This is a genomic window from Dermacoccus sp. PAMC28757 (assembly GCF_014302635.1).
In the GTDB taxonomy this organism is placed as follows: Bacteria; Actinomycetota; Actinomycetes; order Actinomycetales; family Dermatophilaceae; genus Dermacoccus; species Dermacoccus abyssi.
Window position 1 is genome coordinate 117,573 of record NZ_CP060292.1, and the last position, 16,534, is coordinate 134,106.

At 69.1% G+C, this 16,534-nt stretch carries 13 protein-coding genes; 5 read left to right on the forward strand and 8 right to left on the reverse strand.

Translation table 11 applies throughout. The features are described from left to right. The first annotated feature begins 54 nt into the window (after nt 1–54). Nucleotides 55–2,610 carry an ATP-dependent helicase HrpB gene (gene hrpB / locus H7F30_RS00540; protein ID WP_187036064.1) on the forward strand — a complete coding sequence of 852 codons (2,556 nt, stop codon included), beginning with the start codon at nt 55–57 and terminating at the stop codon, nt 2,608–2,610. Here hrpB and H7F30_RS00545 read toward each other — a convergent pair. The 4 genes from H7F30_RS00545 to H7F30_RS00560 all read right to left on the reverse strand — a co-directional run bounded on the left by H7F30_RS00545 (nt 2,601) and on the right by H7F30_RS00560 (nt 7,708). Next, entirely contained in the window at nt 2,601–3,902 is a 1,302-nt protein-coding gene (locus H7F30_RS00545) for an MFS transporter (protein ID WP_187036065.1), read from the reverse strand. The two genes, hrpB and H7F30_RS00545, sit on opposite strands and share 10 nt — an antisense overlap. 159 nt (nt 3,903–4,061) lie before the next feature. After that, nucleotides 4,062–6,080: a thioredoxin domain-containing protein gene (locus tag H7F30_RS00550; protein WP_187036067.1), complete on the reverse strand. Its 2,019-nt coding sequence runs from the start codon at nt 6,078–6,080 to the stop codon at nt 4,062–4,064. A gap of 150 nt (nt 6,081–6,230) precedes the next feature. Further along, on the reverse strand, nt 6,231–6,464 hold the full coding sequence (locus H7F30_RS00555; RefSeq protein WP_047310521.1) for a hypothetical protein: 234 nt from the start codon (nt 6,462–6,464) through the stop codon (nt 6,231–6,233). A 74-nt stretch (nt 6,465–6,538) separates the two neighbouring features. After that, entirely contained in the window at nt 6,539–7,708 is a 1,170-nt protein-coding gene (locus tag H7F30_RS00560; RefSeq protein ID WP_187036069.1) for a phosphatase domain-containing protein, read from the reverse strand. A 105-nt stretch (nt 7,709–7,813) separates the two neighbouring features. Between H7F30_RS00560 and H7F30_RS00565 the strand changes: the two genes are divergently transcribed. Together H7F30_RS00565 and H7F30_RS00570 are read left to right on the forward strand one after the other, a co-directional pair. Then, entirely contained in the window at nt 7,814–8,101 is a 288-nt protein-coding gene (locus H7F30_RS00565) for a GNAT family N-acetyltransferase (RefSeq protein ID WP_047310523.1), read from the forward strand. Between the two features lie 32 nt (nt 8,102–8,133). Further along, the gene (locus tag H7F30_RS00570; protein WP_187036070.1) at nt 8,134–9,255 is read left to right on the forward strand and encodes a glycosyltransferase; all 1,122 of its coding nucleotides are present in this window, start codon (nt 8,134–8,136) and stop codon (nt 9,253–9,255) included. 108 nt (nt 9,256–9,363) lie between these two features. Here the strand turns inward: H7F30_RS00570 and H7F30_RS00575 are convergent, their stop codons facing one another. The 3 genes from H7F30_RS00575 to H7F30_RS00585 are packed head-to-tail and all read right to left on the reverse strand — an operon-like array spanning nt 9,364 to nt 11,890. Beyond that, nucleotides 9,364–9,708: a hypothetical protein gene (locus tag H7F30_RS00575; RefSeq protein WP_187036073.1), complete on the reverse strand. Its 345-nt coding sequence runs from the start codon at nt 9,706–9,708 to the stop codon at nt 9,364–9,366. Further along, a complete protein-coding gene (locus H7F30_RS00580) occupies nt 9,705–10,364 on the reverse strand; it encodes a glycosyltransferase family 2 protein (RefSeq protein ID WP_370563205.1) in 660 nt (219 codons plus the stop codon). The genes H7F30_RS00575 and H7F30_RS00580 overlap by 4 nt, the downstream gene beginning before the upstream one ends. A 50-nt stretch (nt 10,365–10,414) precedes the next feature. Continuing rightward, complete coding sequence (locus H7F30_RS00585; protein WP_255465023.1) at nt 10,415–11,890, reverse strand: amino acid permease; 1,476 nt, start codon at nt 11,888–11,890, stop codon at nt 10,415–10,417. A 431-nt stretch (nt 11,891–12,321) separates the two neighbouring features. Here H7F30_RS00585 and H7F30_RS00590 point away from each other — a divergent pair, with 431 nt between their 5' ends. Beyond that, nucleotides 12,322–13,875, forward strand: a complete 1,554-nt coding sequence (locus H7F30_RS00590) for an MFS transporter (RefSeq protein ID WP_187036076.1) — start codon at nt 12,322–12,324, stop codon at nt 13,873–13,875. A gap of 168 nt (nt 13,876–14,043) precedes the next feature. Beyond that, nucleotides 14,044–14,697 carry a class I SAM-dependent methyltransferase gene (locus H7F30_RS00595; RefSeq protein WP_255464905.1) on the forward strand — a complete coding sequence of 218 codons (654 nt, stop codon included), beginning with the start codon at nt 14,044–14,046 and terminating at the stop codon, nt 14,695–14,697. Nucleotides 14,698–14,705: 8 nt separating this feature from the next. Here the strand turns inward: H7F30_RS00595 and H7F30_RS00600 are convergent, their stop codons facing one another. After that, nucleotides 14,706–16,406, reverse strand: a complete 1,701-nt coding sequence (locus H7F30_RS00600; RefSeq protein WP_047310528.1) for a long-chain-fatty-acid--CoA ligase — start codon at nt 16,404–16,406, stop codon at nt 14,706–14,708. Nucleotides 16,407–16,534 lie beyond the last annotated feature (128 nt).

Sequence of the window (16,534 nt, forward strand, 5' to 3'; positions counted from 1 at the left end):
TGACGCTGCGTCGCTCGGGTTGCCGCTGGCGTGCGTCGCGCCCGGCACGAAAGGATGGCGAACGTGCCTGAATTCGACCTCGCCCGCATCGGCGGGGGGCTGCCCTTCGCGGCGTCACTCGACGCGTTGCGCGATGCCCTGACGCGGGGTGTCGCCGTCGTTCAGGCACCGCCGGGCACCGGTAAGACGACGCTGGCGCCGCCGCTCGTGGCGAACCACGTCGCAGGCGCGGGGCGTGTGATCGTGACGCAACCGCGAAGGGTCGCGGTGCGCGCAGCAGCCCGACGGCTGTCGCAGCTTTCCGGCACGACGCTGGGCGAGCGCGTCGGATATGCAGTGCGCGGTGATGCGCGCACGAGCGCGTCAACGCTCGTCGAGTTCGTCACGCCGGGACTGCTCGTGCGCCGCCTGTTGGCGGACCCGGAACTGACGGGTGTGGCCGCCGTCGTGCTCGACGAGGTCCACGAGCGCTCACTCGACTCCGACCTGCTCGTCGGCATGCTCGCCGACGTGCGCGAACTGCGCCACGATCTCGCCCTCGTCGCGATGTCGGCCACACTCGACGCCCCGACGTTCGCCGACGTCCTCGCCGGGGACGACGGCGTCGCCCCGCTCGTCGACTGCCCCTCGGCCCTGCACCCGCTGACGCTCGACTGGGCGCCGTTCGACGCACCACGCACCGACGCGCGCGGCGTGACGCGTGACTTCCTCGACCACGTTGCCCGCGTGACGGTTGACGCAGCTCGCACCAGCGACGACGACGCTCTGGTGTTCCTGCCCGGCGTGCGCGAGGTGTCGCACGTGGCCGACGCCGTCCGCCGTGCCCTACCGGATCGTGACGTGCTCGAATTGCACGGGCGCGTCGACGCGCGCGAGCAGGACCGCATCACGGCCGGGCGCGGGCCAGACGAGCCGCGGCGCGTCATCGTCTCGACGGCGATCGCGGAGTCGTCACTCACCGTGCCGGGCGTGCGGCTCGTCATCGACGCCGGCCTGGCGCGCGAACCGCGTCGGGATGCGGCACGCGGCATGGCGGGCCTCGTGACGGTGGCGTGCTCGCGAGCATCCGCCGATCAGCGCGCCGGACGCGCGGCCCGTCTGGGGCCGGGACGCGTCGTGCGCTGCTACGACGAGCGGACGTTCGCGCGGATGCCCGAGCACGTCACGCCGGAGATCTCGACGGCCGATCTCACCTCCGCAGCGCTGACGCTCGCCGCGTGGGGCACGCCCGGCGGCGTCGGGCTGCGGTTGCCGACGGCGCCGCCCGCTGCGGCGCTGCACGCGGCGGACGAGTCACTCACCGCCCTCGGGGCGTTCGACGGTTCGGATGACGGTCGCCTCACCCCGCTGGGTCGAACCCTCGCGGATCTGCCGACCGACCCACGCCTGGGACGCGCGCTGCTCGTCGCGGGCGAGAGCGTCGATGTCCGTCGGGCCGCCGGGGTCGTGGCGGCCCTCTCCGACGATCTCCGCGCGAACGACGCCGACCTCGCCCGCGCTTTGCGAGAGCTGAGCGGCCCCACCCGAGCTCGGTGGTCGAAGGAACGCGCCCGCCTCACCCGCCTCGCTGAACACCGCCCGAGCGAAGTGGGACGCGACACGCCGCCCGTGCCCGGGGAGTGCGCCGACGGGTTCGTCGTGGCCCTCGCCTACCCCGAGCGGGTGGCTCGGCGAGTGACTGACGGCGTCTACCTTCTCGCTTCGGGCACCCGCGCGGCGCTTCCGCCGAATTCGCCCCTGCGCCACCACGAATGGCTCGCCGTCGCCGACGCCACGCGGGCCGACGGACGCGTCGCACAGGGCACGGGCGCCGTCGTCAGGCTCGCCGCGCCGCTGACGCGCGAACTGGCCGAGCGCGCCGCGAGCCACCTCCTCGTCGACGAAGTCCGCGCCACCTGGGACGACGGCCGTGTCACCGCGCGTCGCGTGCAGGCCCTCGGCGCGATCGAGTTCTCGGCTACCCCGACGAAGCCGACACCCGAGGCCGCGCGGGCGGCCGTCCATGACGCTCTGCACAGGCACGGCCTTGACCTGCTCACCTGGAGCGACGAAGCCACTGCTCTGCGTCGCCGCCTCGCCTTCCTCCATCACCACCTCGGCGGGCTCTGGCCGGCGATGGACGATACGAGCCTCCTCGACCGCGCCGACGAGTGGCTCGGCCCGGAGCTCGACGCACTCGCTCGCGGGGCGAAGGCGTCGTCGGTGCGGTTGCTCGACCCGCTACGTCGTCTGCTTCCCTGGCCCGAAGCGACCCGCCTCGACGACCTCGCACCCGAACGCTTCGAGGTACCGAGCGGCTCGCGCATCCGGGTGAGTTACCCCGAGGACCCGGCCGATCCACCGGTCGTCGCGGTGAAGCTTCAGGAGTGCTTCGGGCTCGATGAGACCCCGCGCCTGGCCGACGGCCGCGCCCCGGTGCTGTTCCACCTGCTCTCACCGGCGGGGCGTCCGCTCGCGATCACCGACGACCTCGCGTCGTTCTGGGCCGGGCCGTACGCGGGCGTGCGCGCCGACATGCGCGGGCGCTACCCCAAGCACCCGTGGCCCGAGGATCCGACGACGCACGTCGCCACCGCGAAGACGAAGAACCGTCTCGGTTCTCAGCGGTAGCGGCGCAGGAACAGCAGCGACACGACGACGAGCACGGCCGGCATCACCGTGAAACCGAGCGCCGCGGCGGTGATCGCCTGGCCGGTTTGGGTCGCGCCGCCTCCGCTCGACGGTGCGTACCCACCGAGTGCCAGCACGGCGGCGTAGAGGAACGGGCCGAGGGCGAGGCCGAGTGTCTCCCCCGCGGCCCAGACCCCGGTGAACGTGCCGATGCGGTTCTCGCCCGACGCCGTCGCGTCGTCGGCCGCCACGTCCGGCAGCATCGCCATGGGGAAGAGCTGAATGCCCGCGTAGCCGACGCCGACGACGGCGAGCGTCAGGCCCGTGGCTGCCATGCCGACGTTCGAGGCCCACCACGTCGTGAGCGCGCCCACCGCGAAGACGAGGGACGCCACGACGTAGCCCTGTCGCTTGTCGCGACGCTGGGCGAAGCGCTGCCACAGCGGAGTGACCAGGAGCGCGGGCCCGACGAAGCAGACGAACAGGATGGTCGCCGCACCGTCGTCCTCCAGAACCCAGCGTGCCACGTAGTCGACGCCGGCGAGCATCGCTCCGGTGGCGAGGGCCTGGATGATCCACGTGCACACCAGGTTTCGGAAGGCACGATTCGCGCTGACAACGCGCAGTTGCTCCCGCAGCGACCCCACGGAACTCGTCGTCACGCGTGGAGTGACGCCGGCTGTCCCGCGCCACGACGCGAGCGTGCCCACCGCGATCAGGGCGCCGACGAACAGTCCGACAGCCCAGTAGCCCACCGCGTCACGCACGACGGGTGCGAGGCCGCCGCTCACGAGAATGGCGAGCGCGAGCACAGCGACGCGCCACGTCATGAGGCGGGTGCGTTCGTCGTAGCTGGAGGTGAGTTCGGCGGGCAGTGCCATGTACGGCACCTGGAAGAACGCGTACGCGCTGGCGCACGCGAAGTAGAGAACGACGACCCAGATCGCCCCCGCCGTCGTCGAGCTCGGCCCGAAGAAGAGCAGAGCGAACAGGACGGCGAGCGTCAGGCCACCGCGCAGGAGGAACGGGCGTCGGGATGATGCGCCGCGCCGATCACTAATGCCGCCGACGATGGGGTTGAAGATGACGTCCCACGCCTTCGGCAGGAAGACGAGAAGGCCGGCGAGCCACGCCGCGACACCGAGGTTGTCCGTGAGCAGGGGCAGAAGGAGCAGCCCCGGAACGGCGCCGAACGAACCCGTCGCGACCGATCCCAGGCCGTACCCCGCGCGCACGCGAGTGGGCAGAACGTCGTCCGCGCGAACCCCGTTCGCCGCGCCCCCACTCGTCATGCGCGTGACGGTAACAGCGCCGAAGCACGAGCCAGGCAGGATTCGGACATTGGCCCGGGCCGCCGCAGGTGACGCAGTTCGGTGCGCGTGACGCAGTCTGAGCCAGTTCGAACTGCGTCAGCTGCACCGAAGTGCGTCAGCTGATGTCGGGCGGCCGGGTCAGACCTCCCGCAGGCTCCGCTCAAGTTCGCCGACGTCCGTCGTCGGCGCGTCGCAGACGAATCCCCGGCAGACGTAGGCAGTGGCACGGCCGCCTGTCGCCGGGCGGTCGGCGAGCAGCGGAACGCCCTCGGCATCCGTACGGCCCACCACTCGCACGAGGCCAGGGCTCGTCGCCTGCCAGGCGCCGGTGGCCATGGCGTCAGTGTCGGGCGAATTGCCGTCGCTGACGATCGCCACCTGAACCGGCCCCGCCGCGAGCGCCTCGGCTGCAGCGAGCGCCCACCCGGCGAACCGGGGCGCCTGACGCGCGACGGCACCCGACTGCCCGAGACACACCTCCGCGAACTCGCGGTAGGCCGCCTCTCCCGTGAGCGCGAACGCCATGACCGCCGCGTTCGCCAGGGCCGACGCGCCGCACGGCTCGGCGTTGTCGCCTGTCGAACGGGGCCGGGTGAAGAGCTGTTCGGCGTCCGAGCCCGTGTCGTAGACGACGCCGTCCGTGACGAAGAGGTCGCGCGAGGCACCGAGCAGCTCGGTGGCGTGCCTGAGGTAGCGCGCTTCCCCGGTGGCCTGGTGGAGCACGAGTAGGCCCTCGGCGAGGTTGCCGTAGTCGTCGGCACAGCCGAGCGCCTCGCTCACCCCACCGCCGAGCGAGGTGCGGCGCAGCCGACCGTCCACGACGTGTGCTTCGAGCACGACGTCGGCCGCGGTGCGCGCCGCGTCGAGCCAGCGCGACTCGTCGAGAATCATGGCCGCCTCCGCGAGAGCTGCAAGCGCGAGTCCGTTCCAGGAGGTGACGACCTTGTCGTCGCGGGCCGGCTGAGGCCGCCGGTCGCGCGCGGCGAGCAACCGCGAACGAACGTCGTGCCACCACGCGTCGGGGTCGCCCACCTCGTCCGGGGCGAACACGTCTCCGGGGTCTTGGCGCAGCTGCAGCGTCGAACTGCCGTGCTCGAACGTGCCGTGCGGCGTCACCTCGAGCAGACGCGCAGCGCGGGCACCGTCCTCGTCGCCGAGTACCTCGACGAGCTGCGCCGGCGTCCACGCGTAGGTGAGTCCTTCGACGCCGTCGGTGTCCGCGTCGAGTGCCGAAGCGAACGCGCCCTCGTCGGTGAGCAACCGACGCAACATGAACTCGGCGGTCTCGACCGTGACGCGACGAGCCGGCGCCGAACCTGTGGCACGCCACAGGTGGGCGTAGACGCGCAACAACTGGGCGTTGTCGTACAGCATTTTCTCGAAGTGCGGCACGACCCACGCGGCGTCGACGCTGTAGCGCGCGAAGCCGCCGTCGAGCTGGTCGTACATTCCGCCGCGAGCCATCGCCTCGCAGGTGCGCTCGGCCATGGCGAGCCCGTCGGCGTCACCCGTCCGGGCGTGGTGCCGCAGGAGGTGTTCGAGCGTCATCGACGGCGGGAATTTGGGGGCTCCCCCGAAGCCGCCGCGAGCGTCGTCGAACTCGCGCCGCAACGCCGTGATCGACGCGGCGAGCGCTTCGTCGTCGAACTCGATAGCGCTGGTGGAGGTCTTCACCGTCATTCCGCTCACGGCGTCGACGATGGCGCGGCCACTCGATTCGGCGCGCTCGCGGTCAGTGCGCCAGACGTCGTCGATGGCGGAGAGCACCTGGAGGAAGTGGTCGCGCGGGAAGTACGTGCCCGCGTACAGCGGTGCAGCGTCGGGCGTGAGGAACACCGTCATGGGCCAGCCGCCGTGGCCGGTGAGCGCCTGCGTGACGTTCATGTACACGGCGTCAATGTCGGGGCGTTCCTCGCGGTCGACCTTGATGGCGACGAAGTTCGCGTTGACGACGGCCGCGACCTCAGGGTCTTCGAACGACTCGTGTGCCATGACGTGGCACCAATGGCAGGCCGCGTACCCGACGGAGAGCAGGATCGGAACGTCGCGCTCACGCGCCTCGGCGAACGCCGCGTCGTCCCACTCGCGCCAGTCGACCGGGTTGTCGGCGTGCTGACGAAGGTACGGGCTCAGGGATACGGCAAGACGATTGGCCATGCCTCGACGCTAGTGGCCGGCACCGACAGGGACAACGGACATCGGATGCTCGTGCAGCATCGACCGATCGCCGACGCGGGTGCGCACAGCGATCGATCGGTTCACGCGCCTGGGCCGAGAACGGGCCGGGCGCGCTGGACAGCGGCGGTGTTACGCCGCGCGACTGAGTTCTGTCACGGTGTCGGCTGTGGCATCCACGGCCTCGTCCTCGTCGGGTGAGACGAGCACCGCGTCGAACATCCGCTCCTCCACAGTCGCCAGCACGAAGATCAGGACGAACATCACGATCACCGAGCTCACGACGAGGAGAAGCGACTCTTCCAGGCTCATGCCCTCTACCGTGCCACCTTCGGGCAACGCTTTAAAGGTCAACACCCCGAACACAGGTGAACGTTCTGTAACGCTCCGGCACATACCGATTCGATGCATTTTGCCAACGGATCGGTATGTTCCAGGTGTCAGAGACCTGCTGCGGCAGCGTCGCGCTGGACGAGCGACCGAATCGTCTGCTCCTGCTCCGGTGTCTCCCAAGCCATCTCGTCGAGCAGTCGATTCGTCTCCGCGATCACCCGCTTCACACCCGCCGGCGAGACAAGCCCGAGCTCGTGCGCCTTCGCCGCGGCGCCCACGTACGTGTCGACCACCCAGATGTTCTTCGCGGCCAATTTCTCTCGTTCAGCCGGAGCCATCGCGACGACGTCGTGGATGAACACGGCCCGCACGACGTCGCCGTGCGCCTCGACGATGGCCTCACCCACGGCGATGTCACCCTGGCCCGAGTCGCCGATGAAGACGAGGTCGTACTCGGGGTAGAGCTTGGCGTAGTGGTCGATGTTCTCGACCTTCTTGGCCGCCATCGAGTCGTGCGTCGCGAGGTTGAAGATGCTGCCGGTCATGATCGACATGTCGGCCAGCCCGGCCTTCGTCAGCGTCTCGCGGCTGTGGCCCTTCATGAGCCCGAGCGCATCCGAGGGTCGCGCCGTGACGAAGGTGAGGTCGCCCCGCGAGATCGGCTCGTCGCGCGGGCCCAGGTCGAGTGCCTCGTAGAACTCGAGCACGCCGGGGATGACGCTGCCCTTCGGGTAGCGGTCCTCGTGGATCTTCGCCAGCGCCGTGTCGTCGATGTCCGACAACGCCTTCGCCTGACGCTCCCCGTCGAGCGACGAGCTCGCCGCGAAGTGGGCGAGGATCTCCTCGCGGATGCCCTCGTCGTCGACGTCGGAGAACACGAGGCCCTCGAGGTCGTGGCGGCCCTTCGCGAGGTTGATCGCGTTCTTCAGGTGCGACAGGTCGTTGCCCGCGTGCGAGAGCAGGATGTCGCGGATCGCCGCTTCCATGACCTCGTCCGTGTGGCCCTCCTGCATACCGCGGATGATCGACGCCTGCGCGTGCAGGCCGAGGTCGTCACGACGCTCGTAGGCCAGAAGCTGCACGAGGTCGTCCCGGTGATCGCGGCCGATGAGCCGGTTGTCGACGCTGTCGAACAACTCGACGGTGTCGAGCTTCTCCATGGCCTCGTCGAGCTCGGCGGCGGGCGCGGAGCGCAGGATGTCGAGCACTTCGCGCTCCTCGGAACGGCTCGTCGAACCGTCGATGAGGGCGGTGAGCAGATCGAGGGTGCTGGGCACGGGGTGTCCTCCTGTGGGGCAGGGCTCGTCGGCGAGCGGCGGGTCGCTGCGTTCACCCTAGCGAGAGCCACCATCAACGCAGCCTGCGCGTGGCAGGGTGGGGGCATGAGTGATGTCATCTCCGTCCAGAAGAACGCCGAGACCGGCCGCTTTGAGGGCTTCCTCGACGGCGAGCTCGTCGGCATCGCCGACTACCGCGAGTCCGGCGACGTCGTCGACATGCCGCACACCGTCGTCCCCGAGCAGTTCGCAGGCCGCGGTTTCGCGGGCCAGATCGTCAAGTTCGCGCTCGACGACATCCGCGCCGGCGGCAAGAAGGTGCAGCCCACCTGCCCGTACGTCGACTCGTGGATCAGCAAGCACCCCGAGTACGAGGATCTGCGCGCCTCGTGATCTGCGGAGAACGGCCACCTGCAGCCCTGCGGGTGGCCTCCGTTCCGGCCGACCACCCCTACGTCCGTCACCTCGCGCCACCGCCCGGTGACGAGGCCGATGCCGGTCGCCGTGTCCTGCGCCTCGCCGACCCACCCGTGGTCGGTGAGGACGGCAGTGTGCGCTGGTGGCCGCCGCGGATGCTCCAACCGGGCTGGGTCGCACGAAACGCTACGGACTTCGACGTCCTGCACATCCACTTCGGGTTCGAGTCGTTCACTCCACACGCACTGGCCCGGGTGGTGCGCGAGTTGCGCGAACACGGGAAGGCACTGGTCGTCACCGTGCACGATCTGGTCAATCCGCACATCCCCGACGAGCGCGTTCAACTCGAGCGGCTGGACGTGCTCGTGCCGTCAGCGGACGCCGTGGTGACTCTGACCGAGGGTGCTCGAGACGTCATCGAGAAACGTTGGGGGAGAAAAGCGCACGTCGTCGCGCACCCTCACATCGTCGAGCTGGATGACCTGTCACGAACAGAGGGCGCCCCGTTCGTACCCGCGACGCCCCGTCCGCGCGTGGGTGTGCACCTCAAAAGTTTGCGAGCCAATGTCGATGCTCTCGGAGCGTTGCACGCCCTCGCTCTCGTGAGTGAGTTCGCCGACCCCGTCGTCACCATGCACGCCGTCACGGACGACCTGCGGGATCCCAGTCACGACCCCGAGGTCTCCCGGTTGGCGCACGAGCTGGCCGCCGCAGGGCGCATCGATCTCGTTCTTCACGAGCCGTACGACGACGCTGCCCTCCACGCCCACCTGCGCTCGCTCGACGTCAGCCTCATGCCCTACCGGTGGGGCACCCACTCGGGATGGATCGAGATGTGTCACGACCTCGGCGTACGCGTCGTCGCCCCCGACATCGGCTTCTACCGAGAGCAACACGAGCCCACGCTCTACCCTCTCGGTGCAGACGGCGGGCTCGACCCCCGCACGGTCGCAGACGCCGTCGCCCGCGCTTTGGCGCAGCCCCGACCGCCCGGCGCCGCCGCGCAGCAGCGAAGAGCCCAGCGGCTCGACATCGCTCGCGCTCACGCCGCGATCTACGAGCGCGCCTGCGCCGCAGCGGCACGGCCTGCGTCGGTGAGTTCCAGCGACGCATCGCTCCACACGACGTAGCCGCTCGCAGCGAACTGCGCCGGCCACCCCTCCATCGGCCAGGCCCCCACCGCTCGCGATACACGCCTGCGTTGCGCACGATGTCGACGAGGTGGTGGACGGGCGGCATCACGCTCGGATGCCATTGATGCACCACGTGGGCTCCCCCGACCCATGCCATTGACACCCCCGCAGTCCGGGCGCGCTGCCCGAAATCCGTGTGTGATCGGCGAGGAAGGGCGCCTCCGGCACCTGGGGGTCGAGCGCCGCCACCTCCGATAGGCGTGGCAGCTCGGGGTAGGTGATCACCTCGTCGGCCAGCGAAGCGGGAGTTCCCGGCGCAGCGTGCAGGACGACGTGATGACCGCGTCGACGAAAACCCCCGACGAGGGCGGCGGTGAGTGCCTCCCGGCCTCCGGCGAACGGGGCGACCAGCGGGTTGCGGTTCGTCGCGAGGACAGCGATGCGCATCATGAGACCCCCCGTGTGAGGTTCTTCAGGTAGGTCGCGAACCCACCGCTCGCGCGTGCCTCGAGCCGACTCGACGTCACCACCCGGTGCGCGTCGGTCGCACGAACACGCACCCCGGGTGCCGCGCGCAGGCGGCCGACGAGATCGGCGTCCTCGTGCAGGGTCAGAGCGCGGTACCCGCCGACGGCGAGGTAGGCCGAGGCCCGTACCCCCAGGTTCGCACCGTGGACATGGGGGTGGTCTTCGACGAGGTGGTGTCGCTCGAGCCACAGGGCACGATCGTGCAGCGGCAGCGTCGCGTCCGGTTCGACGGTGCCGACGAGCGCGTCCTCACCGGCTCGGGCAGCGCAAAGATGCGTTGAGATCCAGTGGCCGGGCACGAGGGTGTCGGCGTCGGTGGAGGCCAGCCAGAGTGTGTCGGGTTCGTGACCCGCCCCGGCATGAAGTGCGAGCGCTCGCGCGTTCCCAATGGCGCGCGCCAACCCGACACCACCGGCCATGACGGTGATCGATTCGAGTGCGGCACGCCCCGCCTGGTGCCACGCCTGGGTATCGGCGCGCACGACGGTGTCGCTGCCGTCCGTGCACGAGTCGAGCACGACGATCGCGCGCAGGATGACATCGCAGGGGTGTGCGTGGGCCGATCGCAACCGCCCCACATGCACGAGACCCCCGCCCGAAGGCGAGGGTCTCGTGGTCACCGGAGGCGTCAGTCGTGGTTGCGCGTACGCGTGAGATCGGCCTCCAGGGGCTCGACCTTCTTCGACTTCGTGACGAGCTTGTGGCCCGCCCACACGGCCAGGAAGATCGGCAGGAAGATGTAGCTCTCGAGCAGACCGCCCGGCTCCACGGTTCCCTCGAAGATCAGATCCGAGTTCTGCAGAACGATGACGACGGCGCACATGACGAGCGCCACGATGGGTCCGAGGGGGAACCACTTTGCGCGGAACGGAAGGTCGGCGATGTCGCCGCCCTGGGCCACGTACGCGCGGCGGAACTTCAGGTGACTCCATGCGATGCCGCACCACGTGATGAATCCGGCGAGACCGGAGGCATTGACCAGCCAGGTGTAGGCATCCTCCGACGCGAGGCTGAGGCCGTAGCAGGCCAGCGCCACACCGGCCGTTGCGAGGAGAGCCAGCATCGGCACGTGCCGCTTGTTCGTGCGCAGGAAGATCTTGGGCGCCTTGCCGGACTGCGCGAGCGAGTACAGCATGCGCGTCGACACATAGAGGCCGGACGAGCCGGCGGAAAGGATCGCCGTGAGAATGACGGCGTTCATGACGCTCGCTGCGCCCACGACGCCGGCCTTCTCGAAGATGAGGGTGAACGGGGACGCCGTGATGTCGCCGTCGGCAGACTTCGCGAGCTTCGGGTCGGTGTAGGGCAGGAGGAAGCCGATGACGATGAAGGCGCCGACGTAGAAGAGCAGGATGCGGAAGAAGACCGCTCGGATCGCCTTGGGGATCGTCTTCTCCGGTTCGTCGGCCTCGCCCGCGGCAACACCGATCATCTCGGTGCCCTGGAAGCTGAACCCCGCGATCATGAAAATGCTGATGAGGCCGGTGAAGCCCCCGACGAACGGCGCGTCACCCGTCGTCCAGTTCTTCGTGCCGGGGGCGTCGGTCATGATGCCGAAAATCATGAGCACCCCGACGACGAGGAAGACGAGCACGGTGAGGACCTTGATCGAGGAGAAGAGGAACTCGCTCTCCCCGAATGCCTTGACGCTCACGGCGTTGATCGTGAACAGCACCGCGAAGAAGACCATGGCGACCAACCTCTGGTCGACGTCCGGCCACCAATAACTGACGATGATGCCGGCCGCCGCGATCTCGGCGGCCACCGTCACGGCCCAGTTGATCCAGTAGTTCCATCCCTGCGCGAAGCCGAAGCTGGGGCTGGCGAAGCGCGTGCCGTAGGCCTCGAAGGAGTTGGCCAGGGGCAGGTACGTCGACATCTCACCGAGGCTCTGCATGAGCAGCCACACCATGAAACCGATGACGGCGTAGGCGACGAGCGCGCCGCCGGGTCCGGCGTCCTTGATCGAGCCGGCGGAGGCGAGGAACAGGCCCGTTCCGATGGCGCCACCGATGGCGATCATGTTGAGGTGGCGCGCCTTGAGGTCGCGGCGCAGGTCGTTGTCGCCGGCCCCGCCGGGCAGGCTCCCTTCGCCTCCTGGCATCGGGGGCGGCGAATCGACGCTCGTGGACATGGTGGCTCCTGTAGACAGTGGAAATCGGCGACCCCGAGGGCGCGCCCATGAGCCCGCGCTCTCGCGAAATCGGCCAAGGGTAACAACCGCGAGTGAAGCAGGTCACTCACCGCCACGGCCGGTGAACACCCGGAACGTCGTCGGCCGAGGAATCGGTCGCTCGATCGACCCGAAAAGATGCATCGTCGCTCTATGTGTGTGGCACTTCACACCACTCACGAATTGCGTTGGCATCCTTGGGTCGCTCGCGGGACTCGCTACGAATTTCGCGCCCTCGCAGGCCATTTCGAATGGACAAGATGCAACCCCGCCGGTTTGCTTGACGGTCGCTCAAACGAATAATGCTCGCTATCCCAGCGCCCCGGTTCGGGTTCGTCCGCCGCGTGTGCGCAGGAGGAACGATGTCTGACGTCCGCCAAGCAGCCGGGTCCGTGGGGGACGGACCACACGGCGCACACCCCGAACTCGAGGTCAACCACGTCACCGTCGTCGAGAAGGGCCCCCTCAAGAAGGCCATCTCCGGCGCCACCATGGGCAACCTCATGGAGTGGTACGACTTCGGCATCTACGGCTACCTCGCCGCCACGATGACGAAGGTGTTCCAGCCGCAGACCACCGACCAGACCACCGGCATGATCATCACGTACGCCGTCTTCGCGGTGAGCTTCCTCGCTCGCCCCTTCGGCGGCATCTTCTTCGGGCCGCTCGGCGACAAGATCGGCCGCCAGAAGACGCTCGCCATCACGATGATCGCGATGTCGCTCGGCACCGGCCTCATCGGGCTCCTGCCGTCCTTCGCCACAGCCGGCTGGTGGGCGTTCGCAGCGCTCATCGTCCTGAAGATGGTCCAGGGCTTCTCCACCGGTGGTGAGTACTCCGGCGCGACGACCTTCGTCGCCGAGTACTCCCCCGACAAGAAGCGCGGCTACCTCGCGAGCTTCCTCGACACCGGCTCCTACCTCGGTTTCGCCATCGGTGCCGCCGTCGTGGCCGCCCTGAGCTTCGGCGTCGGCGACGACGCAATGCTCGACTGGGGTTGGCGTGTGCCGTTCCTGCTCGCTATCCCGTTCGGCCTGCTGGCTCTGTGGTTCCGAATGAAGATCGAGGAGTCCCCGACCTTCGAATCGACGCAGGCGGCCAACGCGGCCGCGGAGAAGCACGACGAGGTCGACGAGTCGCAGACGCAGCTCGGCCTCATCGGCATCGTCAAGCACCACTGGCGCCCCCTGCTCATCGCGATGGCCCTGGTCGGCGCCACGAACACGGCGGGCTACTCGCTCACGTCGTACATGCCCGGGTATCTCGAGTCCAACCACGACTACACGACACTCGGCGCCGCGACCGCGACGATCCCGGCCCTCATCGCCTTGTCCCTGGCCGTCCCCTTCGTGGGGAAGCTGTCGGACAAGATCGGCCGCAAGCCGGTGTACTGGATCGCCATCATCTCCACCCTGGTGTTCACCTACCCCGCGTACCTCATGATGGAGAACAAGAGCCTCGTGTGGCTCTCGATGCTCATGCTGGCGTTCTCCGTGACGTTCTACGTCGCCATGTCGGCTTCGACGCTTCCGGCGCTGTTCCCGACGGCATCGCGTTTCGGCGGCATGGCCCTGTCGTACAACATCGCCGTCTCGCTCTTCGGCGGCACCGCCCCGACGATCAGTGAGTCCCTCGTCAAGCTGACGGGCAGCAAGGCGTCGCCGGCGCTCTACACGATGTTCTTCGCCGTCCTCGGCGGTATCGCCCTCATCGGCATGAAGGAGTCGGCGCGCAGGCCGCTGCCCGGTTCGATGCCGACGGTCGGTAGCGAGGAAGAGGCCAAGGAGCTCGTCGAGACCCAGCACGACAACCCGGATCTCGACCACGACGAGCTGCCGTTCCACGCGCACGACGTCGCGAACGCCGAAGCCGATGGCGAGGACCTCGGCGACGGCAAGAAGCTGGCCGGCGTCTGATCGCCCACGCTTCGCCTGACGCGGGCCCGCTCACCTGTTCGGTGGGCGGGCCCGCGGCGCGTGTTCAGAGGTTTCGCGTGGCGTTGGGCAGACTCACCTGCGGCTGGGCAGTGCCCGCCTCGGCCCAACCGCACCGAAGTCTGCCCAACGCTCGCTACCCTCGCTCGCGTGACCTCAAAAGAGCACGGCGTACGGGCCGCCTACGACGACGTGGCCGACCTCTACGCCGATCACTTCCGCGCCACTGAGGCCGAGCAGCCGGTCGACGTGGCCATGATCGAGCACTTCGTCAGTCTGCTCACCAGCGCTGACGGTGCGCGCCCGCGGGTGCTCGACGCAGGCTGCGGAGCTGGCCGGATGCTGCCGCTGCTCGCCCGGTTCGGAGCCGACGTCGAGGGCGTCGACCTGTCACCGGCCATGATTCGTCGAGCGCACCGTGATCACGCGCAGTTCACCACGCGCGTCGGGACGCTGACCGCGCTCCCCCACGACACTGCGTCGTTCGACGGAGCGTTCAGCTGGTACTCGACGATCCACAACCCCGACAGCGACCTGCCGACGATGCTCGCCGAGCTCGCGCGGGTGACGCGCGCCGGCGGGTGCGTCCTCGTCGCCTTCCAGGCGGGCGAGGGCGAACGCGACGCCTCGGGCGCCTACCGACAACGGGGCCACGACATCGTCCTCACTCGGTACCTGCGTACGCCGGACGACATGTCAGCTGCGCTCGAGGAGGTAGGGCTCGAGGTGATCGCACGGCTCGAGCGTCCGGCAGTCGGCGGCGAGCGCGAGCCTCAGGCTGTCGTCATCGCGCGCCGCACCTGATCACCGGCTCAACGAGCGTCGGCAGCCTTTTCCTTCTCCTCGACGAGCTTGGCCACGTCGCGGCGCTGGACCTTGCCCATCTGGTTCGTCGGCAGTTCGTCGACGACGACGAAGCGGCGGGGTGCCTTGTACGCGGTGAGGGTCTGCTTGACGTGACTGCGCAGCGCTTTCGTGTCGACATCGCTGTGCCCCTCCGCCAAGACGACGGCCGCGACGACGTCCTCGCCACCACCCGAAGCAGGCATGCCGACGACGGCAACGTCCTCGACCGAATCGTGCTGACGCAGGGCGCCCTCGACCTCGCTCGGGTACACGTTGAATCCGCCGGTGACGATCATTTCCTTGATGCGGTCGACAACGGTGAGGTAGCCGCCCGCGCCCATCTCGACGACGTCGCCGGTGCGGAAGAAGCCGTCGTGGAACGCCTGACGCGTCTCCTCGGCGCGGCCGAAGTAGCCGCCGAACACCTGGGGTCCGCGCACGAGCAGTTCGCCCGGGCCCTCGGCGGGGGCGTCCTTCGTCACGTCCTCGGGGTCGGCGAGGCGGATCTCGACGTCGGGGAACGGCACTCCGATCGAGCCGGCGCGGCGGTCGGCGGAGATCGGGTTGCCGACGACGACGGGGCTCGTCTCCGTCAGGCCGTAGCCCTCGATGAGGTGGCCGCCGGTGGCCTGCTCCCAACGCTCGACGAGGTCGACGGGAAGCGACATCGCACCCGACAGACCGATGCGGATGCCCTTGAGGCTCACCCCGCGCTTCTCGGCCTCCTCGATGATCTTCCCGTACAGCGGCGGAACTCCGGGAGCGAACGTCGGGGTGCGGCGCTTGATGGCTTCGACGATGAGCGGCACCTCCGGCGCCGGCAGCACGAGCAGGCACGCGCCCAGGTTGATGCCGGCGAGCACCGAGATCGTCAGGCCGTAGGCGTGGAACATCGGCAGCACGACGAGGAACGTCTCGCGCCCGTCCTCGAGCTGCGCCCACGCCTTGCCCTGCAGGCAGTTGGCCACGAGGTTCGCGTGCGTGAGCGGCACACCCTTCGGCGTTCCGCTCGTGCCCGAGGTGTAGAGCATGACGGCGGCGTCGTCCTTGCTCGGGCGCGGGTGCCAGATCGGCAGGTCGCCGTACGTGAGCAGGTTCTCCCAGGCCATGACGCCGTCGGGCGCGGGGCCGGTGAGCTTCTCGCGGGAGGCGCGCGCCTTCGCGACCGGCAGGCGCAGCGCAAGGCGCTTCGCGAGCGGCAGCGCCTTCGTCACGTCGACGGAGATGATGGTGTCGATGTCGGTGGTCTGCGCGAGGTCGGTGATCATCGGCGTGATCTTGTCCCACGCGATGACGATGCGCGCGCCGTGATCGGCGAACGGCGCCTTGAGCTCGTCCTGGGTGTAGAGCGGGTTGTGCTGCACGGCGACGGCGCCGATGCGCATGATCGCCTGCGTCGCCACGATGTTCTGGGGGCAGCCGGGAAGGAGCACGGCGACGCGGTCACCGGCTTCGACACCCATCTCGACGAGGGCCGCGGCGACGCGGTGGACGTCACGGGCGAGATCGCCGTACGAGGTCACCTGCCCCATGAAGTCGATGGCGGGGCGGTCGCTGAACTTGCGTGCGGCGCGCTCGAACTGCTCGACGAGCGTCTCGGTGCCGTAGTCGAGGTGCAGCGGCACACCCGGGGCGTAGGAACCCGCCCACACCGATTCGTTCGTCATCGTTCGCCCCTCGCTCTCACGGGGTTCTCACCCCATACGTCAACCCTGCCACGCTACCCGCGTGACGAGCCTCTCAGCGACCCTCTCCGGTGTCGCGCAGATCACCTTCGCGCACCCGCCTCGGGCAA

Coding starts and splice junctions, on each gene's coding strand:
- hrpB (WP_187036064.1), top strand. CDS start 55: ATGGCGAACGTGCCTGAATTCGACCTCGCCCGCATCGGCGGGGGGCTG.
- H7F30_RS00545 (WP_187036065.1), bottom strand. CDS start 3,902: ATGACGAGTGGGGGCGCGGCGAACGGGGTTCGCGCGGACGACGTTCTG.
- H7F30_RS00550 (WP_187036067.1), bottom strand. CDS start 6,080: ATGGCCAATCGTCTTGCCGTATCCCTGAGCCCGTACCTTCGTCAGCAC.
- H7F30_RS00565 (WP_047310523.1), top strand. CDS start 7,814: ATGAGTGATGTCATCTCCGTCCAGAAGAACGCCGAGACCGGCCGCTTT.
- H7F30_RS00575 (WP_187036073.1), bottom strand. CDS start 9,708: ATGATGCGCATCGCTGTCCTCGCGACGAACCGCAACCCGCTGGTCGCC.
- H7F30_RS00585 (WP_255465023.1), bottom strand. CDS start 11,890: ATGCCAGGAGGCGAAGGGAGCCTGCCCGGCGGGGCCGGCGACAACGAC.
- H7F30_RS00590 (WP_187036076.1), top strand. CDS start 12,322: ATGTCTGACGTCCGCCAAGCAGCCGGGTCCGTGGGGGACGGACCACAC.
- H7F30_RS00600 (WP_047310528.1), bottom strand. CDS start 16,406: ATGACGAACGAATCGGTGTGGGCGGGTTCCTACGCCCCGGGTGTGCCG.